The organism is Enterobacter sp. RHBSTW-00175 (assembly GCF_013927005.1).
GTDB lineage: Bacteria > Pseudomonadota > Gammaproteobacteria > Enterobacterales > Enterobacteriaceae > Enterobacter.
The window spans coordinates 849,745-872,372 of the sequence record NZ_CP055930.1; the positions used below are offsets into that span (position 1 = coordinate 849,745).

Genomic DNA, 22,628 nt, shown 5'->3' on the forward strand with positions numbered 1-22,628 from the left:
CAGTGGGTGTTCATGCAGTTAACGCGTGACCTGGATTTTTTATTCATCACCTGGTGCACTTTTTTCAGCGAAAAGGGGGGGTGATACCCACAACAGATAATGCGTATTTTTAATACATATTCATGCCAATTATGATTATAAAAATAGTGCTAGCAGATTATATTTTTCACGCCACTACGCCATTAAATCATTTAATGGATAATATATCATATTCTTCAATTAATATAATGAAGCTTAAACATCTGTTAAGCTACCGTTAAGTTACTATATAAATAAAATAAGCCAGCATCAAAAAATCAATACCCCTAACGCAAATTAATCACTTTACCTCAGAGTAGAATCGTCAAAAAACAACAATAATCGATTGATAATTAACACAAAAGCCATCACACACCATCATCACTGTCATTCTGCGTTTATTCGCTGGCGCTACATTTGCGCAATCGCCTGTTTATAGCTATATCCTTTTTACAGGCAATTAAATAATAACAACATTAATAAAAAGGTTTTATCGAAAATAAACACTGAGAATATCGCCATCGACATCAAATAATACGTTTCACGCGCGTAGCCACTCTTCAAACTGGCGGGTCTCGCTCGCTCTGAAGAAACCAAAAGAGAGTTGCTAATCCAAATAGTATCGCTGCCGGGAGCCGTTACCCTATGAGCAAAATATCTGTCATCTCAAAACTGACTGGTGTGGAGTCAACCACAGAAGGCACTCAGGTCACTCTGACCCACTCTTCTGTCATTAAGCTTCACCTTGAGCGCTCCGATATCGACCACTTTGCCCGCAGTAGCAACGATCTGATTATCACCCTTCACTCGGGTGAAACCATCACCATTAAGAACTTCTACGTTGCGGATGCGCAAGGACTTAGCCAGCTGGTACTTGAAGAGGATGGCGGCCTGCTGTGGTGGGTTGATGATCCGGCGGTGGTGCACTTCGAGTCCATCGCTTCCACGGATGTACTGCTTGCCGCAGCGGGGACAGAGTCCGCAACCGGTGGCGCCGTGTGGCCCTGGGTACTTGGCGGTGTTGCCGCGGCAGGGGGCATTGCCCTTGCCGCAGGTGGCGGTGGTGGCGGCGGTGGTGGTGGTCACAGTAGTGGCGGCAATGGCGGGCAAAACCCTGGTACCGATCCAACAGACCCCACTACACCGGTAGACCCGGCCGATCCTGATACCACCGCCCCGGCGGCCCCGACGATCACCGGTGCCAGTGATGATGTTGGCTCAATTCAGGGGGCGCTCTCTCGCGGTCAAAGTACCGATGATACGCGCCCTACCTTCAGCGGCGTGGCGGAAGCTGGCGCGAAGGTGACAATTTATGACAACGGTAAAGCCATCGGCACAGTGACTGCGGGCAGTGACGGCAAATGGCAATTCACTCCCTCTTCAGATTTGAGCGAAGGCGCGCACAGCATTACCTCAAAAGCCACCGATAGCGCAGGTAACACTGGCCCTGCATCCCCATCGTTTACCGTGATAATAGATACCACTCCACCCGCAACACCCGGCGTGCTGAGCGCCAGCGATCGCACGGGCTCCAGCGCCATTCCGATCCTGAGCGGCCAGTACACCCATGCCGGCAAACCCGTGTTGAGCGGAAAAGGTGACCCGGGCGATACCATCACCCTGTATGACAAAGGGGTGAAAATTGGCGAAACGACGGTAGATGCGAAAGGTAACTGGAGCTTTACGCCAGGTAAGACGCTTTCAGAAGGTGCGCACTCCCTGACGCTCACCGAAACCGATCCCGCCGGGAACACCAGCGGGATGTCCAGGCCTCTGAACTTTATTATCGACACTCAGCCGCCTGCTACCCCAGTTGCACAGATTAACGGCACGGGGGATCAGGTCACCGGCACGGCCGAAGCCGGCAGTATTATTACCATCAAAAACAGCGCCGGAACGGTGATTGGGACCACCACCACAGACGGGACTGGCCACTTCACCCTTACGCTCTCGCCTGCCCTCACCAACGGTGAAAAAATATCGATAATCGCCACTGACGAAGCCGGTAACCCGAGTGCCCCGGCAAACCTGAATGCCCCGGATACCACACCGCCGGCCATTCCTGATGGCGTGGCGGTATCTCAGGATGGCGACCACGTTACCGGCACAGCCGAGCCGGGCAGTACCATTATCGTGAAGGGGGAAAACGGCCAGCAAATTGGTACGGGAACCACCGACAATAACGGTCATTTCGACGTAACCATCTCCCCGGGGCAAAAAAACGGTGAGCTGCTGGACGTCACGGCAACCGATGGCGCAAACAACACCAGCCAGCCGGCCCATGCCACTGCCCCGGATACCACTCCACCGGCCGCACCGACCGACCTGGATGTCTCAGCAGATGGCACGGAGCTAACCGGTAAAGCTGAAGCGGGCAGCACCGTCACCGTGACCAACAGCACGGGCACCGTGGGAACGGCGCTGGTGGACGATCAGGGTAACTTTACAATCACGCTCAACCCGGCACAAAACAACGGTGAAACCTTAACCGCACGGGCAACCGACCCGGCAGGCAATACCGGCGATCCGGCCAGTACCGTTGCGCCAGACACGACACCAGCGCAAACGCCAGAGATAATCGGCGTGACGGATAACCAGGCTGACTTCACCGGCAGCGTGGCTAATGGCGGCATCACAAACGACAACCACCCTACCATCTACGGTAAAGGCGAAGCGGGCACTACGCTGGACCTGTACACCAACGGCAATAAAATTGGCTCGACGGTGATTTTGTCTGACGGCACCTGGAGCTTCCCGGCGGATGTGCATCTGGTAGAAGGCGGGAACGTCATTACGGCAAAAGCGGTAGACAGCAAAGGCCAGGAGAGCGGCTGGTCCGCCACCTGGAGCATTACCGTCGATACCAGCGCCCCGAACGCCCCTGTTATCAGCCAGGTGATTGACGATGCTGCGGCCAGTACAGGGAATATCACCAGCGGGCAGCTCACCAACGACACCACCCCAACCTTTAACGGCACCGGGGAGGCTGGCGCAACCATTAACGTAATGGAAAACGGCAATATCATAGGTACTGCGCTGGTCGCGCCAAACGGGTCATGGACATGGACACCGTCCAGTGCCTCCGCCTTTGTCACCGGGACACACAACCTGAGTTTTGTGGCCGTTGATGCTGCGGGTAACCACAGCACCACCGCCACCAGTTTTGTGCTTAACCTTTCAACGGTAGCCCCTGGCAAACCGACCATTGATAACGTAACCGATGATGTGGGCAGCGAGAAAGGCCCGGTCACCAGTGGTCAACCGACCGATGACACCCAGCCCCTTTTCGAAGGGAAAACGGATGTGGGTAGCACCGTTGCCATTTACGACGGCAGCAAGTTCCTGGGCAACGCAACGGTAGATGCCTCCGGCAACTGGAGTTTTACGCCGCCTCTGCCGCTTGGCGAAGGGTCGCACAGCATTACGGCGGTCGCCATCAATGCCGCCGGGAACACCACCACTTCCAGCACGTTTAACGTGGTGGTGGATACCATTGCGCCAGATGCCCCGTCCACCCCGGTTGTCACCGTGAACCCGGACGGCACGGACGTCATACTCGCACCAGGGCAGCCAACCCGCGATACCACGCCGACCCTGAGCGGAACCGGCACAAAAGGGGATGTGATCACCATCTACAACGGCAACGCAGTGCTGGGCACCGCCGAGGTTGATGATACCGGCCACTGGAGCTGGACGCCTACAACGCCATTGCCGAACGGAACTTACAACATCACCCTGACCGCCACCGACAAAGACGGCGCGGGCAATGAGAGCGCCGCCTCGCACGGGGCGACCATTATTATTGATACCGATCCACCAGCCACGCCGTCGGCTCCGACCATTACTGATAACGTGGATGCATTCACCGGGGTTATCGCCAATAACGGCACCACCAACGATCCGCGCCCGGTGCTGAGCGGAACAGGTTCAGCGGGTGATGTGATCACCATTTACGACGACTATAACGGCACCAAAAGTCCGATTGGTACGGCGACGGTTGATATCAACGGCAACTGGAACTTCCAGCCATCGGCGCTGGGCCAGGGCGATCACACCTTCAGCACTACAGCAAAAGACGAAGCCGGGAACGTCAGCGCAAGCGGTACGCCGATTACCGTGACGGTAGATACCTTAGTGCCTGCGCAGCCTTCAGATATCAGCATTAACGTGCAGGGCACCACGCTGTCCGGTACGGCTGAAGCAGGCTCTACGGTGGAAATTCGCGATGCCAACAACAACCTGATTGGTACCGGCACCGCCGATTCCAACAACCACTTCAGCATTACTCTGACCAGCCCCCAGACGTCAGGGAATAACCTGACCGTGACCGCCGAAGACAAAGCCGGGAACACCAGCGATCCTGCCAGCTACCAGGTCACCGGCACCGTTCAGCCCCCCACCATCGACACCATTATCGATGATGTTGGCATCCTGGTAGGGAACGTGAAAGGCAGTACTTCAGACGATACGCTGCCGGTGCTGAACGGTACGGCTGCCGCAGGCAGCACCGTGAACCTGTACCAGGACGGGCTGCTCCTGACCACCTTCACACTGGGTGCCAGCCAGACAAGCTGGAGCTATCAGCTGACCACACCGCTTGTCTCGGGCACACACAGCTTTACCGCCACGGCCACGGTGGGTTCTGCCACCAGCGATCTCTCCGCCGCCGCCAGCGTGACTATCGATCTGATTTCTGTGGGCGTTCCGGTTATCGATGCAGTCACTGACAATGTTCCGCCTTACACCGGGCCGCTGACCAACGGGCAATCCACTAACGATAACACCCCAACCCTGAGCGGCACCGCAGGCGTGGGCGATATCATCACCATCTTTGATAACGGGCTGCCGATTGGCGTCGCGACGGCGGTGGCAAATGGGGCATGGTCCTTCACTCCCGTCCCCCAGTTGGATGGGCTTCACACCTATACCATTACCGTGACTCACCTGGGCATTACCAGCCTGCCTTCCATGCCATTTATGGTGGTCATCGACACCACAGCACCAGATAAACCGACGATCACAACCATTACTGACGACGTTCCGCTGTACGTGGGCGGCATCGACAAGAACGCGTCCACCAACGACACCACACCAACCCTGAACGGCAAAGCCGAAGCGGGCAGCACGGTGACCATCAGCGATAACGGCACGGTGCTGGGTACAGCACTGGCCGACGTCAACGGCAACTGGACCTTTACGCCTTCAAAAGCGCTGGCAGACGGTCAGCACAGCTTCACGGTGGTGGCAACCGATCCGCTGGGCAACCAGAGTACGGTGTCGGACAGCTACGGTATTACTATCTCTACCACACCGCCCGCACAGCCAACGCTGGATACGGTCTATGACGATGTGCAGGGAAGCGTGGGCAATCTCACCAACGGTCAGTTGACCAACGATAACCTGCCGACCCTGAGCGGTACGGGCAGCGAAGGCAATATCATTCACATTCTGGATAACGGCGTGCAGATAGGCACGGCGATTGTGAGCGGCGGCGTCTGGAGCTTCACCCCAACCACGGCCCTGACTGATGGCGTACATAACCTGCGCATTTATGCCAACGACGATGCGGGCAACGTGTCCACTACCACGCCTGTTTTCGCCATCACCGTCGATGCCACCGCTCCGGCCACACCTGCCGTCACCGGCGTCCTGGACGATGTGGGTTCGATTACCGGGCAAATAGCAGCTAACGGTCGCACCGATGACAATCGTCCGACCCTGAGCGGCACCGGGGATGCCGGCACCACCATCCACATCAAAGATGGCGCAAACGAAATTGGTACCGCAGTGGTCACTGCGGGGGGCACCTGGACATTTACCCCTACTGCGAATCTGGCCGACGGGCTGCACAGCCTGGTCATCACCGCCACCGACCCGGCCGGGAATACCAGCACCGGCAGCACAACCGTGACCTTCACGGTAGATACCAGCGCGCCAGTTGCCCCGATAGTCGCAAGCGTAATCGACAACGTGGGTACGACGGTGACCCTGGCCAATGGCGATTCCACCAACGACACCACACCAGCCTTTAACGGCACCACGGAAGGCAATGCCCTGATCACCGTCTACGACAATGGCAAGCAAATTGGCCAGGTCACAGCAGACGGCTCAGGATTGTGGGCTTACACCCCCGCCGCACTGACAGAGGGCAGCCACAGCTTCACCTTTACCGCCACCGATGTGGTCGGAAACGTAGGCCCGGCCTCCCCGCCGTATGTGCTGGTGGTTGACCTGACGCCGCCTGCCGCACCGGCCATCACGCAGGCGGTGGATGATTTCGGCACCATTCAGGGGCCACTGGGCGCCGGGCAGCTCACCGATGACGCCCAGCCACTGCTAAAAGGCACCAGCGAGCCGCTCGCCACGGTCAACGTCTATGACGGAGGCACGCTCATCGGCACGACTAACGCCGATATCAACGGCAACTGGTCGTTGCAACTGAGCGCCAACCTGAGCGAAACCACCCACAGCTTCACGGCACGGGCGGTAGATGCAGCCGGTAACATCAGCAACCCGTCTGCACCGTTCCAGCTGACCGTCGATACCACGCCGCCAGCTCCGCCGGTTATCCTTACCGTGGCTGATGACGCAGGCCCGAACATTGGCAATCTCACCAGTGGCCAACTGACGGACGACAACAAACCGACCCTGAGCGGCACGGCGGTAGCGGGTTCACTGGTTCGTATTTACGATGGCAGCACCCTGCTTGGCAGCGTTGTCGCCACCAACGGCAACTTGAGCTTTACTCCAACCAGCCCGCTTACCGATGGCTCGCACACGCTCAGGGCCACGGCCAGCGATCCGGCAGGCAACGTCAGCGGTGATTCAAACACCTTCACCCTGGTGGTGGATGCGACCGCACCGAACGCGCCAGCCATTACCTCCATCGTGGACGATGTGGGCAGCATCACCGGGCCAGTGACCAGCTCAACCCCCACCAACGACACGCGGCCTGCGCTGAACGGCACCGCAGAAGCCAACAGCGTGGTGAAAATTTATGATGGCACTACGCTTGTCGGCCAGGTTACCGCAGATGCCAACGGCAACTGGAGCCTGCCACAGACCACCACCATCCTCAGCGACGGGCAGCATAACTTTACCGTTACCGCCACGGATGCTGCGGGTAACACCAGTACCGCATCCCCTGTCACCTCTATTGTGGTGGATACCCTTGCACCGGTGGCGCCGGGCGGACTGGCGGTGGTTAACGTTGGTACGCGCGTAACGGGTACAGCAGAAGCGGGCAGCACCGTGACCATCACCACCAGCGGCGGTACGGTGCTCGGCACCGCCACGGCGGACGGTAACGGCAACTTTACCGCCACCATCAACCCGGCGCAGACCAGCGGTGAAACGCTGCTGGCCTTTGCCACCGATAAAGCGGGCAACGTCGGGCTTTCTTCCCCGGTCATCGCACCGTTTACCACCCTGCCGGGTGCGCCAGTCATCAACACCGTGACAGATGATTTCGGTACGGTGAAAGGCACGCTGAGTAACGGGCAGAGTACCGACGACGCCACTCCGACGCTTGCGGGGACCGCGCAGCCAGGCTCAACGGTGACCCTGTTTAACAACGGGGTGTCGATGGGCACAGTCACCGCTGACGTAAACGGCAACTGGAGCTTTACCGCGCCCGCTCTGAGCGAAGGTGCGCATACGTTCACAGCAACCGCCTCCAACGGCACGGGTACCGGCCCGGTTTCGGGCAGCATTGCCGTGGTTGTGGATACCACCGCACCAGGCATCCCGACAGGCACTTTTAACGCCGATGGCAGCGTGCTGACCGGTCAGGCCGAAGCGGGCAGCACGGTCACCATTCGCCTGCCGGATGGCACCACCTACACCACGACGGCCAACGCCAGCGGTGTCTTCTCTCTGACCTTTGCCAACAAGCAAACTGAAGGGGGAACTCTGACACTGAACGCGACCGATGCCGCAGGTAACACTTCACTGCCGGGGCAGGCTATCGCCCCTAACCTGCCGCTGTCTGCAGCGAATAACCTCGACGAGCTGAACTTCACCACCACGGCGACAGTGACCGATGCCCAGTACAGCGATTACGGTCTGCTGCTGGTGGGCGCGGTAGGTAACGTGCTCTCGCTGCTGGGGAACAACAGCGCGCAGGTCACCTTCACCATTGACCCGGGAGCGTCGGCCAATATCAGTATTAACGCCTACGGGACGGGCGCGGTGCTCAGCTTGCTCAACACCATGCAGATTGTGGTGCAGCACTGGGACGCCACCAACAACGTCTGGACTACGGTGGTGGACTCCGGGGATGGCAGCACGCTGAACCTGTTGACCCTCGGGGCGAACGGCGTATCCCTGAACCTGACCGGGCTGCCTCAGGGGCAGTATCGGGTGCTGACCTACAATACCAGCCTGCTGGCAACAGGGGCTTACAGCAGCCTCGATGTGGACGTCACGCAAACCAGTGCGGGCACCATTGTTGGCAGCAACCTGAACGTTGCGGGTAACGTGATAACCGACAACGATGCCGTCTCCGGCAGCGACAACGCGCCGTCCGGCACGCTGGTCACCCAGGTGACGAACGCGCAGGGCCAGACCATCGCGATCAATGCCAGCGGCACCACCGTGGTTCACGGTCTGTACGGCGACTTGACCATCAGCGCCAACGGGACCTACACCTACACGCTGACCACCACCAGCGCCAGCGCCAACGGCCGCACGGAGAACTTCACCTACACCATCGCGCATAACGGCTCAACCGCCAGCGCCCAGCTGGTGATTTCGCTTGGCACCAGCTCCGGGGCAACGGTCGCCCATGCGACGGCTGTAGATGACGCGACAAGCTTCACTTTCGATACCAGCGTTCATGCCATCGACAACGGGACATCATCCCAGGGCGGGTTCACGGTGGTGGGCGTCAGTCTGGGCAACGTGCTGAGTCTTGACGTGCTAAGTAACCTCAGCAACCCGATTATCTATAACGTCGATCAGGGCACCACCCGCACCATGACGTTGCAGGCAAGCGTTGGCGGGGTAGCCATCGGCTCGGTGTTTGACCTTTACGTCTATAAGTTCAACGCCGCAACCCAGACCTACCAGCAGTATCGTTACGATAAAAGCTGGCTGACCGCGCCGCTGCTGGGCGGCACGTCCGGCAAGCTAACGCTGGATCTCCCGGCCGGGCAGTATCTGTTCCTGCTGAATACCGCATCGGGGATCACCGCCCTGACTGGCTACACCCTGAACGTGCTTGAGGATCACGTTTACACCGTATCCAGCACCGACGGTTCGACCACCGGTAACGTGATGGCGGACGACATCCTGCCAACCGGCGTGACCGCCACGGTGACCGAAGTGAACGGCGTGCAGGTTAACGCAACCGGCACCACAACCATTCAGGGGCTGTACGGCACACTGACCATTGATGCTCAGGGCCACTACAGCTACACCCTGAAAGCCGGCACCGGGGCAGACAAAATCCGCACCCCGGATACCTTTGTCTACACCATTACCGACTCGACCGGGCACAAGGACAGCGCGTCGCTCAACATCACCCCAACGCCGCACGCGCTGGATGCCATCGACGATGTCAGCAAACTGGTGACCTTTGATGCCACACAGCACATCGCAGCCTGGAGCGATACCTCCGTTGGCAGCGCAAGCTGGCAGGCCGCCCTGCTGAGTACCACCCGCGCCTCCGGTAGCGGCACCTTTACCGTCGACCCGAACACCGCGCTGCACAATGTGGTGCTGCACTTTGACATTGCATCCGTGCTGCCGCTGGGCGGGCTAGGTGTCACCTGGTCGATTACCCTGCAAGGGGCTTCAACGCCGATTGCCTCCAGCTCGTTTAGCGGTGGCTCCACCACCATCAACCTGAGCGGGCTGGATCTGGATGCAGGGACATACACCCTGAGCTTTACCGGTACTGCGGGGCCACTGGGTGTGGGCGGCATTACGATCACCCCATCCGTAACAGGCACCTCAGTGTTCCTCAATAACTTCGAAACCACCGCCGGGCATCTGGTGACGGGCAATATCTACGACGGTACGGATTCGCAGGGGGCGCTGGATCAGCTGGCATCGGTGAACACCCGTCTGAGCATCACCGGGTATGACGGCCATGTCACCACGCTTGATCCGTACACCACCAGCAACGCCAGCGCGTCGATTGTCGGGCATTACGGCACGCTCTCTATTGGCGTGGACGGCAGCTACACCTACACGCTGAACAGCGGGATCTCGCTTTCCACCATGACCAGCAAGGAGGTCTTCAACTACACCCTGACCGCTGCCAACGGCCAGACCGATACCGCCTCGCTGACCATCAATCTGTCACCGCAGATGACCAGCACCAACCACAACGACTTCATGACCGGCAGTGCCTATGGCGACACGCTGATTTATCACGTGCTCGATACCACCACAGGTGCCGGTACCGGGGGCAACGGCACCGGCGATCACTGGACCAACTTCTCTGTTTCGCAGGGGGATAATATCGATATCGGCGATTTGCTGGTGGGCTGGAACGGCCAGACATCGTCGCTCGGTAACTATGTGTCCGTCTCCACTAACGGAAGTAACACCGTGATTTCCATCGACCGCGACGGCACAGGAAGTGCTTACGCCAAAACCACACTGGTCACCCTGGATAATGTTCAGACCACCTTCGACGAGCTTGTAAATCAGCACCACAACATCATTACCTGACAGCCGAAAATAATGACCCGGGCGCTTGCCGCCCGGGCATAGACAACATAAAGCGGTACTCTTTTATTAGGGACAAGACATGAGAAAAAGAATGCCTCGCTGGTGGCTCTCGTGCTGCCTGTTTTCTGTACCCGTGTTGCCTGCTCAGGCGGTTGTGATTAATGCCGAACAGCTGAGTGCTGAGCAGGAACTTCCCTCTCTTGAAGGCCGCGTTGCACTTCCGACCAGCAAAACACCGCCGGGCGTATTAAACCTGGATGACGCCGTCGTCCGCGCCGTGAGCTGGCATCCGGCCATCAGCGAAGCGGTGGGAAAACTCTTCCAGCAATCAGAACAGGTCGATGTCGCCAAATCGAAATACTATCCGCAGGTTAACGCCGGGATGGATAGCGGCTACACGCATAATGGCGGCGACTCCGGTTTTACCCCTTCACTGGTGCTCTCGCTTTCGCAAATGCTGTATGACTTCGGCAAAGTGGCAAGCCAGGTGCGCGCCGAAAACGCTGGCGTCGCACAACAGCAGGCCAATGTGCTGGTCAGTATCGATACCATTGCCCACGACACGGCCACCGCCATGGTGCAGGTTCAGACCTGGCAACAGATGGTTGAAACCGCCAGAGAGCAGCTTGATGCCCTGAACGCAATCGGCAAGCTCACCCGCCAGCGTAACGACGAAGGGGCGACGTCGCTCTCAGACGTAGTACAAACCGATGCCCGTGTTGAAGGCGCACGCGCACAGTTAATGCAGTATCAGGCCAACCTGGACAGCTCGCGCGCCACGCTGATGAGCAACCTCAGCTGGAATACACTGGGCGCAATCAGCAATGATTTCCCGGACCGAATGAAACGCAGCTGCGACATCGCTGAGCCAGACGACCGGCTAGTGCCGGCGGTGCTTGCGGCCTGGGCGCAGGCTAATATCGCGCAGGCCAATCTGGACTACGCCAACGCCCAGATGACCCCGACCGTCTCGCTGGAGCCGGAAGTTCGCCACTATCTGAATGACAACTATGCGGGACACGGTTCACTGGATCGCACCCAGTATTCCGCGTGGGTCAAAGTCGAGATGCCGCTCTATCAGGGCGGCGGGTTAACCGCGCGGCGCAATGCAGCCGGACACGCGGTTGAAGCGGCACAGTCTACCATTCAACGCACGCGGCTGGACGTCAGACAAAAACTGCTGGAATCGCGCAGCCAGGTGATGAGCCTGCTCAGCACATTGCAGATCCAGTCCCGCCAGGAATCGCTCAGCGTGCGCACCCGCGAGCTCTACCAGCAACAGTATCTTGAGCTTGGCTCACGCCCGCTGCTGGACGTGCTAAACGCTGAACAAGAGGTCTACCAGGCGCGTTTTACTCAGCAGCAAACGCTCGGCCAGTTGCATCAACTCCAGCTGAACTGCCTGTACAACACGGGCCGTATGCGCCACGCCTTTAGCCTGGATAACCGCACGATCCAGTCTGTGGAGATCCAGCCATGAAACACACCGACCCATCGCAAAACGAACCGATTTCGGATCAGGCCCTGGCGCACTGGGCCCAGGCATTTGGTCATGTTGCCGATCACTACCGGGTGGCCTGTTCCCCCGGCGCGCTGGTTGCGGACGCCCCGTGGCTCAGCGGCAAACCGATGATAAACGCCCTCACCCTGCTGGCGCGTGAGGCCGGGCTTTCGTTCCAGCTTTTGCACTCCACGCAGGACGCCATCAACAGCTGGCGTTTGCCGCTGGTGGTTGAGCTGAAAGAGGGCAAGATTGGCGTCATTGAATACTTTGACGGCGAAGACACGCTGGAGATCTGTTTTATCGACAGCACGCCGCAAACTAACCGTCTATCCCTTCAGGCGCTGCTGCCCGCCATTCGTCATGTGGCCGCCCTGCGCCCGCTGGCGGCCTTAAAAGACAGCCGCGTGGATGCCTATATTTCGAAGTATCGCCCGGACTGGCTCTACCGACTGGTAATGCGCGACCTGCGCCCCTACACCTGGGTGATGCTGGCTGCCCTCTTTATCAACCTGTTATCCCTTTCTGGCGTGGTCTTTTCGATGCAGGTATATGACCGGGTGATCCCCGCCCAGTCGTACCCCACCCTGTATGTGCTGACGATTGGCGTGCTGATTGCCACCCTGTTTGGCTTTGTGCTGCGTATCGCCCGGGGTCACATTATGGATCTGCTGGGTAAACGCGCCGATTTACGCGTCTCTGACCGGGTCTTCGGCCATGCCCTGCGCCTGCGTAACAGCGCGGTGCCTCGCTCCACCGGCAGCTTTATCTCGCAGCTGCGCGAGCTGGAGCAGATCCGCGAAATGGTCACCTCGTCGACCATTTCCACCATTGTCGACCTGCCCTTCTTTCTGCTGTTTGTGGTGGTGCTGGCAATCATTGCCCCACCGCTGGCGTGGATTGCGCCGGTAGCCGCCGTGCTGATGGTGCTGCCTGGTATTCTGTTGCAGAAAAAGCTGGCGGAGCTGGCGAAACAATCGGCCCATGAATCCACCCTGCGCAATGCGGTACTGGTCGAGAGCGTTCAGGGGCTGGAAGACATCAAGCTGATGCAGGCGGAAAACCGCTTCCTGCAACAGTGGAACAGCTACATCCAGATCACCGCAGAATCTGGCCTGCGCACCCGCGAGCTGAGCCAGGGGCTGATCAACTGGGGGATGACGATCCAGAGCCTGGTCTACGCAGGGGTGATCGTTTTCGGCGCACCGATGGTTATCGAAGGCTCCTTAACCACGGGCTCCGTGGTTGCCGCCTCGATGCTGGCCTCGCGCATGATTGCCCCGATGGCCACCCTGTGCGGCGTGCTGGCGCGCTGGCAGCAGGTGAAAGCCGCCAAAGAGGGCCTGGACAGCATCATGCAGTTGCCCACCGAAAACCTGAGAGAAGACACCCCGATTCGCCAGGATGTGCTGCGCGGGCACTATCTATTCGATCAGGCGCAGTTTCGCTATCACCCGGAAGACCCGCGCATGGCGCTGCGCATCAACCGGCTGGAGATCAAACCCGGTGAGAGCATCGCGATCCTCGGGCGCAACGGCGCGGGCAAATCGACGCTGCTTCAGGCGCTGGCGGGCGGTATGGAGCTGGCCAGCGGCGAGCTGCGTCTGGACAACTTCAGCCTGCCGCATCTGGACGTGGCCGACCTGCGGCGCAACGTGGGCTTTATGACCCAGAATGCGCGGTTATTCCACGGCACGCTGCGCGAGAACATCACGCTCGGGATGCCACGTGCCACCGACGAAGAGATCGTTAATGTGCTGGAGATGTGCGGCGCGGCAAGCTTTGTACAGAAGCTACCAAAGGGGCTGGACTACCCGATCATGGAAAATGGTGTGGGATTGTCCGGCGGCCAGCGGCAATCCATTTTGCTGGCGCGAATGCTCCTGCGCGATCCCAATATCGTCCTGCTCGACGAACCCACTGCCTCTCTTGATGAACATACCGAACGCGAGTTTATTCAGCGCCTGAGTCAGTGGCTGGGCAACCGCACGCTGGTTGTCGCCACACACCGCGTGCCCGTACTGGAACTGGTTGAGCGCGTGGTGGTGCTGAAAGAAGGGATGCTGGTCATGGATGCGCCGAAAGCGCAGGCCCTCAACAACAGCCGAATGCAGCAACAGGCGAACGGACGGGAGTGGAAAAATGAAAACCAGTCAGCATGATGCCGCAACGATGGACGATCTGGACAATACGCTTGATTCGGAAAGCGGCTATTCCGGCGCGCGACGCATTGTACTGTGGACGCTTCTGCTGTTTATCGTCACCGGCGTGTGGGCATGGTTCGGAATGCTGGATGAAGTCTCTACGGGAACCGGCAAAGTGATCCCAAGCTCTCGCGAACAGGTATTGCAGTCGCTCGATGGCGGAATACTGGCCGGGCTGAACGTGCATGAAGGGGATCAGGTTCAGGCAGGCCAGGTACTGGCAAGGCTCGACCCGACCCGTTCTGAGTCCAACGTGGGGGAAAGTGCCGCCCGCTACCGCGCATCGCTGGCGTCCAGCGTGCGTTTAACCGCAGAAGTTAACGACCTTCCGCTGGTTTTTCCTGAATCATTAAAAGCCTGGCCTGACCTTCTCGCCACCGAAACCCATCTCTACAAATCCCGCCGCGCACAGCTTGAAGACACCGTGCGTGAACTGAACTCGGCCCTGAGTCTGGCGAATAAAGAGCTGGCGATAACGGAGCGTCTGGTAAAAACCGGTGCCGCCAGCCACGTTGAAGTGCTGCGTCTTCAGCGGCAGAAAAGCGACCTGGAACTCAAGCTGACAGACGTGCGTTCGCAGTATTACGTGCAGGCGCGCGAGGCGCTGTCAAAAGCCAATGCCGAAGTGGATATGCTCTCCGCTATTCTTAAAGGACGTGAGGATTCCGTTACCCGCCTGACGGTACGCTCCCCTGTTCGCGGCATTGTGAAAAACATCAAAGTCACGACCATCGGCGGTGTGATCCCGCCAAACGGCGAGCTGATGGAGATTGTCCCGGTGGACGATCATCTGCTGATTGAAACCCGCCTTTCGCCGCGCGACATCGCCTTTATTCATCCCGGGCAAAAAGCACTGGTGAAGATAACCGCCTATGACTACGCCATTTACGGCGGTTTGCACGGGGTGGTGGAAACCATCTCCCCGGACACCATTCAGGACGAAGCCAAACCGGAAGTGTTTTATTACCGGGTGTTTATCCGCACCAGCCAGGATTTTCTGGTGAATAAAGCGGGAAGGCATTTTTCGATTGTGCCAGGGATGATTGCCACGGTGGATATCAAAACCGGCGAAAAAACCGTGCTGGATTATATGATTAAGCCGTTTAACCGGGCGAAAGAGGCGCTGAGAGAGCGGTGATTTTTGGTTTTCGCCCTCTCCCTGTGGGAGAGGTCATACGAGCACGGACGGCCCCCTCTCCTCTTTGGGGAGAGGGCTGGGGTGAGGGGGAACATACGGCTCAGGTGGTCATTCCGTTCACTTTACGTTCCTTGCTACTCTGTCACCACAATACCGGTGAACGTGCCAGGGTAGCTCACCGCCGCTACCCTGGCGACCCGGGCTCCCGGCAAGAAAATCGTCGCTTCGCGATGCCCTCAGCGTTTGCTCCAGGCTAACCGGGGACGGGCGGATGAAACGTCCCTGTAAAGTCGCCCTCGCCGCGCATCCATGCGCGTCGCCCCGGCCTTCCGTAAACGCTTCGGCGATTTTCAGCCGGACCATGACACCGCTGTAAGTCCCTTAATTCAATGGCGTAATATCATCGCTGAATTAAAGACAAAAATTACTGGGGAACCATCAGCCCTGTGGGAGAGGAACATTCAAAATCATTGACTATAACCCAATCACAAACTTGTTATAACCAACTGATTAAAAAGCCAATTTAATAGTTGTGCAATCTCAAGCGAATGCATACGGTTTCAACGTAATAGCACCCACAACGACACCCGCTGTTATGCAAATTGTATGCACCGCTTATGCAAAAGGAGATAGCAACAATGCGGTTAAATGATAGTGTGTTCGGCGGACTACGCACAAAAGAATCTGCTTACTATGTTTTCCGGGATGATGGTACAAGAGGCACCGGACGTTTAGGTATCAAAATTTTCCCTTCAGGACGTAAGTCTTTCGTCTATCGTTTCCAGGTCGGGGGAAAGCGCCAGTTTAAAACGCTGGGAGACTGGCCTCACTTCACGCTCGAACAGGCAACGCAACGTTATGCTGAACTGGCAGGTATGGCGCACCAGGCACGTTCTGATGCGATGGGTAAAAAAATGCGCACCGGAACACTGCGCGAGCTGTTTGGAGCATTTCAGGCGTTTAAATCGCTCTCTGGCCATCGCAGTACAATCGGTCAATACGGCGCACACCTGGAACAGCTAATCAAGCTGGAGCTTTTTACAGGTGATGAATCAGCTAACGAGATCACCTCTGTACAGATCACCCGCAAACATTTTGATAAGTCATTTACGATGAGGGATATACGCCGTACATTTAAAACTTTGGCGGGTATGCTGCATTTTCTGAAAACGAACGTGATATTGTAAACCAACATGTAAACAAGACAATCAATAAAAAGCACTATGATAAATATGATTATTTCATTGAAAAACGTGAAACAACTGAAAAATGGGGAAAGGCTTTAAACTTACTGCTTTCCGTCGACGGACTTAAAGGAATTTAAATGATAGTTGAGAACCAAAAAACCCTCTAAATTATTCGCGCGATGATTATTAATTGAATATCAATTTACAGCCTGAATTTTAAAGAAAAAAATTCAGGCTTTTTTAGTGCTAGTGTGATCATGACCTCATTATCTAATTATAAAAACGTGTGATGTTCAGCCTTTAATAAAAGGAAGTGAATGATGCATGTATTTTTTTCAGGAAGATAAAAACATCAATCAGTATATATGTCAGCATGAATTATGGGTTCTTGCCCGTGTTGTTGATTTATATAACAGCAATACAAACAAAGAAGAAAAAATGTTAGAGCCACTCTGGAGGAAATACCGTGAAGGATTAGAAGGGATCATGGTATTTTTTTCGAGAATAGAAGCAGCAATATACAGCATTCATCTGGAGAAAAAATTCCGGCAAAAATGGGCGGTTTATTCTTTGAATGAATTAAATATTAAAGAAATGATAATACATAATCAGAGTATTAAAAACACTGATGATTATAATTTATTACTTAGTGCAGGTTTTTGGGCAAATAAAGATAATCAATTAATGTATTCAGGTTATCATCTGGTACAGGTTACGATTCCTGTAACCTATAATTCCAATGCTGTAGCAAATAAAGAAGGTCATGCAATATTAAGAATACCTTCGAGCGTTGTTGAGCGCTTTGAAAAATACTGGAGAGGAAGATTTTCAGATTTTAAAGAGTATACCGGATTTATGACAGGTTCTGATAATGAAATTATGGCGCAAGCCTTACTCGCATACAATCATATAAATTTAACTGAATCTAACAGTATAGAAGACTGTAAATATATTGTTACCTGGAAAAACAACTGGATTTTTAATAATCCGGATAATCTAACTTTGATTAAATGAGGTCGTAATGGGTACTGGATATTTTTTAGTGCGTGGTGATAAAACTACTTGTGGTGGCAGTATTATAGAAGGATGTGATTCTCATTCGATACATGGTCAGGCTACAGCACGGATGGGTGATAAGTATATTTGTGGTGCTGATAAAAAAACATATCGTATAGCAGGAGGTATCCCCAATTATTCTATACATGGCGTTCAGGCAGCCGGGACTGCACATAGCAGGGGAACGTGTGCCTGCAAATGCTATTTTATAAATTCTTTTACTGATTGCATTTACGGATATGAATCTGAAGCTATTAAAAGTTCTGTGAGTGCTACCCGGCCCATTTCCCTCATACACTCAGAATCATCACCAACACCAAAACCTGTTACACCAGTAGTAGAACCTGCTGAAGCGCCTACAGAGCCACAGGAAGAACGGGAACTCGTAGATGCAGGATTTTGCGTTCTGCCTTATGGTGCAACGCCAAAAGCTTTTGAACCTTATTTATTCAATACTCCCCCAGATGGTACTAAGGAGTTGTATAATCAATTGAATCCGGATATAAAGAAAAAACCTGGTTCAATAGTTATCATTGCTGATCCTGAACGCCAAAATCCAGAACAAATCAAACATCTGGAAAATGCCAGAGATAGAATTGATAACGCTTTAGAGCCTCTTTCATTAGATGAAGCCAGATTCCTTTATCAAAACAGAAATTTGATAGATATGGTTACTTCATATGGTTCAGATTATGGAGGGGTTATAAGTGATATGTCTGAGAAATATTTTGGTGAAATTGAGAAAACCTTAACTAAAATTCATGATGCATATAAAAACCAATATTTAACTCGTGGAACATTGATAGGGGAACAATTTTTTATTGAACGTAGAAAATTATTTAAGGAATTAGATGGGATACTTTTAAAGATTTTCAGAAACAATATAGGTCTTGCTCAGTATGATGATATGAAAAAAGCCTTAAGGTTATCATCATCTTCGATCATTCATAGATGGAATCAAACTGGCGTTAATGATATTGAAGGTTATGCAACTTATATAGAAAAATCTGCAAAGCTTGCTAAACTTATGAAAACCTTTAATAAAGTAGGCATTGGTTTATCTGCTTTAAATGGAATGAATTCAATCTATGATGCCTGTACTGTTGGAAGGGAGTGTGAAAAAACCACTTATACAGAAATTGGAAAGTTCTCAGGTGGTATACTTGTTCCTATATTATTAAGAAGTGCGACAGTTGCAGCATCTACTGGCTGTGTAGTTGTATTATCATATCTTAGTGCGCCCGCTGGAGGAGTTGGAGCTATTGCTTGTGAAATTGTTGTACCTGCACTTACCGGGTTTGGTCTTAGTAAAGCTGGAGAAGTAAGTGGTGAAATCATAGCTGAAAAAATATATAATTATTCTCATTAAAAATCCGGCAGGAGTATTTAATAACCCCTGCCGAAAGAAAAAGGTAAATATATTGATGGCAGAATATGTATTTTTAATTTTAACATGCATAGTAATTTTAGGTTTAATTTTAATGTTTATTTTAATGCATGTTGAAAATAATAAGTTTTATATTATTTGTGATTTATATAAAAAAGAATTTGGAACTTTACCTTTTGAAGCGAAATTATTTAATACATCAAGCCCTTTTTTTATTATCGGATATAACATCAAAATGAATTTCATTATAATTCCTCTTGTGTTCAATATGCCCTCTAGTTTGGGTTTACAGGATGAAAAAGTGAAATTTATAAGAGGTTTGCCTAAAGAGTTAACAAATATTTTCTTAATGACTTTCTATCTTAGTGTATTAATGACTATTGTATTTATTGCATTAATAATTGTTGCTATGACTGCATAGGATCTTCTTCATAGCTCACTTGTGATTATTTATTTTAAAGCGAATATATTCCATCCCAAACAAGGAAGCATATAGTGATAGATTCAATCATTTTAATACTTGCGTTTCCTTTATTAATAGCTTACCAGGAAAGCACACTAATATATTCATTATTATTTGATTATTGGGCTTTTTAATTGTATTATTAAGCCTGTTGGTGATATTTATAAATCGAAATGGCATTATCAATTTTCTTTTTGATTAAAAAAGGACTCCAATGGAGTCCTTTTTTAATAGTTTTAAATTTATTTCAATGCACCATATATCTGATCAACAATCCATCCATATGTTGCCGCTGGCAATAAACCGCTGACAAACACATTAGGATTCACGGAAGGATTCGCCACTGGCGAATGCGGCCTGTTACCGAGGATAACGATAGCCATATTGTTAGCCGGGTCGATGGCCGTCAGAGTACCTGTCCATCCGGTGTGGCCATATGTCAGAGAACTTGCCAGCACACCGAAAGTTGGTGTCATCGAAGCATTACCATTTACACGCCAGCCCAGGCCAAACGTAGCGTCTTCTGGCGAGCTTTGAGTGAACTGCTCTACCGTAGCCCTGTCATTTCCTGTAGGCCGGGGCGAGGCGCATGGATGCGCCGAGAGGGCGCGACTTGCATGGACGCTGCATCGCGCCCGACCCGAAAGCCGAAAGGAATAAGCTGAAGTGGTCTACTTAATTTGGACAGCGCTTGCGCTGGCCCCGAAGGGGTGAGCCCCAGGGATGGCGCGAACAATTCGCGAAGCGGCGATTTTCTTGCCGGGAGCCCGGGTCGCCAGGGTGGTGGCGGTGAGCCACCCTGGCACGTTCACCGGTAATGTAGTAACAGAGTAGCAAGGAACATAAAGTGAACGGAATGACCACCTCAGCCATATGTTCCCCCACACCCTAACTCTCTCCCTGAAGAGCAGAGGGCAACACACCACAGGTCATTGCAACGCCATACATCTTTCCTGAAGCCATCTCGCAGGTTTCAACTTCTCCTTTCTCACCCTCTTTTTCATAAGGTTATTCGAGCGTATGTTTCTTCCACGCCAGCAAAATCTGGCGTCGGGATTGGCATCCTGGTTATTATTGGAGACGGCGTAAGTTCTTGTTGCGCCGCGCGTCTGGCTACATCTCAATGGTGGGCTGGACGGGGGCGTCGCAAGACGCGCCGGTACACTCCAAGCCGGTAATGCCAACTCCGTTCAGACCTGCCACCAGGGAAATTGGCATTTCCCTGGTCGGTTTATCAACTGATTGGAGAAGAATATGAATACCAGTAACGCACTTTTCACTACCCCATTCAATCACAACACCGACTTCATCGACCTTGCCGACAACTGCGAACGTTTTTGTGAGGCTCTGGTAGAAGAAACCGATCCCGCAAGAAAAATGGCTCTTTGTGGCCGTCTTGCCACCAGCCTCGCCCTGCTCCGCCCCATGCTGCTGGAGCCGGTTCCTGAATATTTACAGGAACGTCTTACCGTGGATGTTTTTCCCGATCATGCCCCCGCATTTACCACAGAATCCGATCAGCTCAACCGTTACTGCGAGGAGATCACGCAGTTACTTATCAGTGGTGCACTTGCCCCTGAATCAGCCCGCGTGATGGGTGATTTACTGTTTGAACTGACCCGTTATTTTGCCGACCTGTTAAAAGCTCCGCGCTGGCTGAGAACAGAGGCTGGCGTCGCGTTACTGGGTTAAATGTCAAAGCCGGGTGGCGGCTGTGCCTTACCCGGCCTACTCGATAAGCGATTAAATAACTTCATTAAAATAAAATGCTTACAGCGACTCCATGGTCCGGCTGAAAATCGCCGAAGCGTTTCCTGTAGGCCGGGGCGAGGCGCATGGATGCGCCGAGAGGGCGCGACTTGCATGGACGCTGCATCGCGCCCGACCCGAAAGCCGAAAGGAATAAGCTGAGGACAAAATTGCCGGGAGCAATTTTGGACAGCGCCTGCGCTGGCCCCGAAGGGGTGAGCCCCAGGGATGGGGCGAACAATTCGCGTAGCGACGATTTTCTTGCCGGGAGCCCGGGTTGCCAGGGTGGTGGCGGTGAGCCACCCTGGCACGTTCACCGGTAATGTAGTAACAGAGTAGCAAGGAACATAAAGTGAACGGAATGACCACCACAGCCGTATGTTCCCCCTCACCCTAACCCTCTCCCAAAAGGAGAGGGGACAGTCCGTGATCGCATTCCCTCTCCCACAGGATGCGTGCGTCAGACCACACACATAAACAAGGTATTAATCATGAATAACCATAAAGACCTACGTATACCCACCGGACCAGGCGATGTGTTGCTATACGAGTATCTTAAACCGCTTAATATGGAAATCTCCGATCTGGCCGATATGCTGAACGTAGACCCCAATACAGCCAGCGCGCTGATCAACAATAAAATCATTCTTACCGCAGATATGGCTTCCCGTCTCGCAAAGACATTCGACACCAGTGTCGAATTCTGGCTGAACCTACAACAAAATCCTGATAACCCACGGTGAAAATCAGCCACCAGTAACACACCTGGCACCACGTACCTGCTACCATAAACCACTCTCATTTTTCAGGAAGAAACCATGCGTCAACGTACGATTGTCTGTCCGATTATTCAGAACAACGGGGCTTATCTGCTGTGCAAAATGGCCGATGACCGTGGGGTATTCCCCGGCCAGTGGGCGCTTTCCGGTGGCGGGATGGAACCAGGAGAAACCATGGAGCAGGCGCTACGCCGTGAAATTCGCGAAGAGCTGGGCGAAGTGCTGGAGATAACCGACGTGAAGCCCTGGGCCTTTCGCGATGACATCCGCGTGAAAACCTACGCCGACGGCAGCACGGAAGAGATTTACATGATTTACCTGATCTTCGACTGCTTCAGTGCCAACCGTGAAGTAACGTTTAATGAAGAGTTTCAGGAGATAGCCTGGGTACAGCCGGAGTCACTTAAAGCTCTGGATCTGAACGAAGCCACGCGTATCACCTTTGCACAGAAAGGGTTGCTGTAAT

General features: G+C 53.9%; 12 protein-coding genes and 1 pseudogene. 11 read left to right on the forward strand and 2 right to left on the reverse strand.

The window, feature by feature from the left end; genetic code table 11:
• The first annotated feature begins 663 nt into the window (after nt 1-663).
• The 4 genes from HV107_RS04030 (at nt 664) to HV107_RS04045 (ending at nt 15,541) form a co-directional block, all read left to right on the forward strand.
• Entirely contained in the window at nt 664-10,698 is a 10,035-nt protein-coding gene (locus HV107_RS04030) for a BapA/Bap/LapF family large adhesin (RefSeq protein ID WP_182062149.1), read from the forward strand.
• A gap of 79 nt (nt 10,699-10,777) precedes the next feature.
• The gene (locus tag HV107_RS04035; RefSeq protein ID WP_182062150.1) at nt 10,778-12,178 is read left to right on the forward strand and encodes a TolC family outer membrane protein; all 1,401 of its coding nucleotides are present in this window, start codon (nt 10,778-10,780) and stop codon (nt 12,176-12,178) included.
• Nucleotides 12,175-14,361 carry a type I secretion system permease/ATPase gene (locus tag HV107_RS04040; protein ID WP_182062151.1) on the forward strand — a complete coding sequence of 729 codons (2,187 nt, stop codon included), beginning with the start codon at nt 12,175-12,177 and terminating at the stop codon, nt 14,359-14,361. The genes HV107_RS04035 and HV107_RS04040 overlap by 4 nt, the downstream gene beginning before the upstream one ends.
• A 10-nt stretch (nt 14,362-14,371) precedes the next feature.
• Complete coding sequence (locus tag HV107_RS04045) at nt 14,372-15,541, forward strand: HlyD family type I secretion periplasmic adaptor subunit (protein ID WP_182063455.1); 1,170 nt, start codon at nt 14,372-14,374, stop codon at nt 15,539-15,541.
• A 117-nt stretch (nt 15,542-15,658) separates the two neighbouring features.
• Here the strand turns inward: HV107_RS04045 and HV107_RS04050 are convergent, their stop codons facing one another.
• Nucleotides 15,659-15,904: a hypothetical protein gene (locus HV107_RS04050; protein WP_182062152.1), complete on the reverse strand. Its 246-nt coding sequence runs from the start codon at nt 15,902-15,904 to the stop codon at nt 15,659-15,661.
• 275 nt (nt 15,905-16,179) lie between these two features.
• Between HV107_RS04050 and HV107_RS04055 the strand changes: the two genes are divergently transcribed.
• From HV107_RS04055 to HV107_RS04070, 4 genes are all read left to right on the forward strand, one after another.
• Nucleotides 16,180-16,728, forward strand: coding sequence for an Arm DNA-binding domain-containing protein (locus HV107_RS04055; RefSeq protein ID WP_182062153.1), 549 nt, complete (start codon nt 16,180-16,182; stop codon nt 16,726-16,728).
• Between the two features lie 324 nt (nt 16,729-17,052).
• Complete coding sequence (locus HV107_RS04060; protein ID WP_182062154.1) at nt 17,053-17,742, forward strand: hypothetical protein; 690 nt, start codon at nt 17,053-17,055, stop codon at nt 17,740-17,742.
• A gap of 7 nt (nt 17,743-17,749) precedes the next feature.
• Nucleotides 17,750-19,153, forward strand: coding sequence for a PAAR domain-containing protein (locus HV107_RS04065; RefSeq protein WP_182062155.1), 1,404 nt, complete (start codon nt 17,750-17,752; stop codon nt 19,151-19,153).
• A gap of 55 nt (nt 19,154-19,208) precedes the next feature.
• Nucleotides 19,209-19,592, forward strand: a complete 384-nt coding sequence (locus HV107_RS04070; protein ID WP_182062156.1) for a hypothetical protein — start codon at nt 19,209-19,211, stop codon at nt 19,590-19,592.
• Nucleotides 19,593-19,876: 284 nt separating this feature from the next.
• Here the strand turns inward: HV107_RS04070 and HV107_RS04075 are convergent.
• Nucleotides 19,877-20,197, reverse strand: a pseudogene (locus HV107_RS04075) (serine hydrolase); the annotation flags it as partial.
• Between the two features lie 691 nt (nt 20,198-20,888).
• Between HV107_RS04075 and HV107_RS04080 the strand changes: the two are divergent.
• The 3 genes from HV107_RS04080 (at nt 20,889) to nudI (ending at nt 22,627) form a co-directional block, all read left to right on the forward strand.
• Nucleotides 20,889-21,326: a hypothetical protein gene (locus HV107_RS04080; protein ID WP_182062157.1), complete on the forward strand. Its 438-nt coding sequence runs from the start codon at nt 20,889-20,891 to the stop codon at nt 21,324-21,326.
• Nucleotides 21,327-21,874: 548 nt separating this feature from the next.
• Complete coding sequence (locus tag HV107_RS04085) at nt 21,875-22,126, forward strand: HigA family addiction module antitoxin (RefSeq protein ID WP_182062158.1); 252 nt, start codon at nt 21,875-21,877, stop codon at nt 22,124-22,126.
• Between the two features lie 75 nt (nt 22,127-22,201).
• Nucleotides 22,202-22,627 carry a nucleoside triphosphatase NudI gene (gene nudI, locus HV107_RS04090; protein WP_182062159.1) on the forward strand — a complete coding sequence of 142 codons (426 nt, stop codon included), beginning with the start codon at nt 22,202-22,204 and terminating at the stop codon, nt 22,625-22,627.
• Nucleotide 22,628 lies beyond the last annotated feature (1 nt).

Coding starts and splice junctions, on each gene's coding strand:
- HV107_RS04030 (WP_182062149.1), top strand. CDS start 664: ATGAGCAAAATATCTGTCATCTCAAAACTGACTGGTGTGGAGTCAACC.
- HV107_RS04040 (WP_182062151.1), top strand. CDS start 12,175: ATGAAACACACCGACCCATCGCAAAACGAACCGATTTCGGATCAGGCC.
- HV107_RS04055 (WP_182062153.1), top strand. CDS start 16,180: ATGCGGTTAAATGATAGTGTGTTCGGCGGACTACGCACAAAAGAATCT.
- HV107_RS04060 (WP_182062154.1), top strand. CDS start 17,053: ATGTATTTTTTTCAGGAAGATAAAAACATCAATCAGTATATATGTCAG.
- nudI (WP_182062159.1), top strand. CDS start 22,202: ATGCGTCAACGTACGATTGTCTGTCCGATTATTCAGAACAACGGGGCT.
- HV107_RS04070 (WP_182062156.1), top strand. CDS start 19,209: ATGGCAGAATATGTATTTTTAATTTTAACATGCATAGTAATTTTAGGT.
- HV107_RS04050 (WP_182062152.1), bottom strand. CDS start 15,904: ATGGTCCGGCTGAAAATCGCCGAAGCGTTTACGGAAGGCCGGGGCGAC.
- HV107_RS04045 (WP_182063455.1), top strand. CDS start 14,372: ATGGACGATCTGGACAATACGCTTGATTCGGAAAGCGGCTATTCCGGC.
- HV107_RS04080 (WP_182062157.1), top strand. CDS start 20,889: ATGAATACCAGTAACGCACTTTTCACTACCCCATTCAATCACAACACC.
- HV107_RS04065 (WP_182062155.1), top strand. CDS start 17,750: ATGGGTACTGGATATTTTTTAGTGCGTGGTGATAAAACTACTTGTGGT.
- HV107_RS04035 (WP_182062150.1), top strand. CDS start 10,778: ATGAGAAAAAGAATGCCTCGCTGGTGGCTCTCGTGCTGCCTGTTTTCT.
- HV107_RS04085 (WP_182062158.1), top strand. CDS start 21,875: ATGAATAACCATAAAGACCTACGTATACCCACCGGACCAGGCGATGTG.